Below are 2,371 nucleotides of genomic sequence, written 5' to 3'. Positions count from 1 at the left end.
ACAATGTGTGGTGATGGTAGCAAGAAGGATACACCTGTTCCCATGCCGAACACAGCAGTTAAGCTTCTTAGCGCCGATGGTAGTTGGACCTTTGGTCCTGTGAGAGTAGGTCGTTGCCATGCATTGTATAATTGAGAGCAGAGTCCAAGTGGTTCTGTTCTTTTTTTGTACAGATTTTTCCTTCTATTATATCTGATATAAAGTTGTAGCTTTTTCAGGTTCATTTAAAGTAGGGCGACGTACTTTTTAATTGATAAATTTGACTTATTCATGATATAGTTTAATTTAAAGGATAATTATATAATATTTTTTAAATAAACTTATAAATATAAGGAGTACATAATGAATAGAGGTGCGTTTATTGAAAAACTTTATTGTTGTGATCCCTGCTTATAATCCAAAGGATGAATTACTAAGTTATGTACAGGACCTTCTAAATAATAACGTTTATGCCGTCGTTGTTATTAACGATGGGTCTGAAGAGAAGTATGCCCCATTGTTTGAGAAGATTACTAAGTTAAACAGAACGGTGGTCTTGACCCATGAAGTAAATATGGGAAAAGGGATGGGGTTGAAGACAGCTTTTAAATATATTAAAGATAATCATAGTGGTATTGATAGTGTTGTCACTGCGGATTCTGATGGTCAGCACCTTGTAACGGATGTAGTGAATGTCGGAGAGACGATGGTTAATTCTTCGGTGGATTATATTTTAGGAACGAGAAATTTTACTCAAAGTGGCGTTCCGTTTAGAAGTCGAATTGGCAATTGGTTTACATCTTTAATATTTGCTTTATTCTATCAATATAAAGTTCGGGATACACAAACAGGTTTACGTGCTTTTAAGGAAACGCAACTAGGTCAGCTAATAGATGTCTCTGGGAATCGTTTTGAATATGAAATCAACATGTTAATTATGATTGCTAAAAAGAAGCATTCTGTAAAGAATGTAGAGATAACTACGGTCTATCATGAAGATCATACGTCACATTATTCTACCATTCGTGATTCAGTATTAATTGGCAAGCAAATGGTTAAAGGATTATTCATTTCTAAATAGATGGGAGGGAGGAGTTAATGGAATACGGGAAATTTTATTTAATTATCAGAAAGATAGCTCAACTAGTCTTTCCTAAATATAAAGCGGCTCAACTTGAACCGACAGATAAACCGGTTGTATATGTTTCCCATCATCAAAATATGTTTGGTCCCGTCAATATATTGCTTTGGTACCCAAAGTTTATGCGTCTATGGGGTTTGAGTGTAAACAAGCTTGTTATGATCATTATGTTAACTACACGTTTACTAAGCGGTTTAAGATACCATCGCTTATTGCGAAGCCACTTGCGTGGGGAGTGTCGTATTTTGTAAGTAGTTTAGCTCAGTCTGCACGTGTGATTCCTGTATATAGGAGATCAAGACGAATTATCCGGACATTGAAGGAATCGGTCGAGACCTTACAAGCAGGTGCTTCAGTATTAATCTTTCCAGATGTTGATTATTCCTCAGATAATAGTGAGGTAGGGAGAATCTATGAAGGCTTCCTAAACCTAGAAAAATACTATAACCGGAAGACGGGCGAACATATTGACTTCGTTCCCCTATATGCTAAACAAACAACAAAGGAAATTCTCTACGGTCAGACTATTCGATTTGATAAAGATCGTGACTTCATTGATCAACGTGATGAAAAAGCACATGAGTTGCAAGCTGAATTGAATCGATTAGCTAATACAGAAGTGGAAGTTGATTTAGTATAATTTCATATATATAATATGCCAGATTCATAATACGCGATTGATTAATGATTGTGTGTATGATTTCTGGTATTAGATATAGCTATCACTTAATCCCTACTATATAATACGAATAAATTTAAAATATCTTATTGACACAACAATCATTTAGATGCTATTATATACAAGTTGTTAAAAGATCAACCGAATGAATCTATCGTTAGCTTAAAATAACTTTCAAAAAGTGTTGACACTGACAGTTGGTTCATGCTATTATAATTAGGTTGTCAATTGAGACAGCACCAACGAATCGAACATCTAACTTCGGTTGAATAAAAGATTCAAAAAAAGGTTGACAGTGTATCGAGTAACATGATACAATATAGACCTTGTCACATGAAGTGACGAGAAAAAAGCGAAGCATGTGAGACCAATTAAAATTAATTCAAACAATTAGTTGACAATTGCGTAACAAACATGTTACACTAATAAAGTTGCATCACAACCGCAACGAAAGCTCATTGAAAACTGAACAAAGATAAACACACCAAATGTGTAAGGGGATCTGTTCTACGGAACAGACAACCAAACAATTTCGCTGGACGACCACCAGTTTAAAAAAGGTCAACAAAGCT

Annotated in this window: 2 protein-coding genes and 1 rRNA gene; all 3 read left to right on the top strand. The window is 35.1% G+C overall.

Features of this window, described 5'->3' with window-relative positions; translation table 11 throughout:
* The first annotated feature begins 6 nt into the window (after window positions 1–6).
* The 3 genes from rrf to FEZ33_RS12015 all read left to right on the top strand — a co-directional run bounded on the left by rrf (window position 7) and on the right by FEZ33_RS12015 (window position 1,760).
* A 5S ribosomal RNA gene (gene rrf / locus FEZ33_RS12025) occupies window positions 7–122 on the top strand.
* Window positions 123–361: 239 nt separating this feature from the next.
* Window positions 362–1,060 carry a glycosyltransferase family 2 protein gene (locus FEZ33_RS12020; protein WP_171031401.1) on the top strand — a complete coding sequence of 233 codons (699 nt, stop codon included), beginning with the start codon at window positions 362–364 and terminating at the stop codon, window positions 1,058–1,060.
* Between the two features lie 190 nt (window positions 1,061–1,250).
* The gene (locus FEZ33_RS12015) at window positions 1,251–1,760 is read left to right on the top strand and encodes a lysophospholipid acyltransferase family protein (RefSeq protein WP_171031400.1); all 510 of its coding nucleotides are present in this window, start codon (window positions 1,251–1,253) and stop codon (window positions 1,758–1,760) included.
* Window positions 1,761–2,371: the final 611 nt, after the last annotated feature.

Origin of the sequence: Ruoffia tabacinasalis (genome assembly GCF_005864045.1) — a bacterium.
Taxonomy (GTDB): domain Bacteria; phylum Bacillota; class Bacilli; order Lactobacillales; family Aerococcaceae; genus Ruoffia; species Ruoffia tabacinasalis.
Note: the sequence above shows the minus strand (reverse complement) of the source record. Positions and strands in the feature narration are given on the sequence as shown.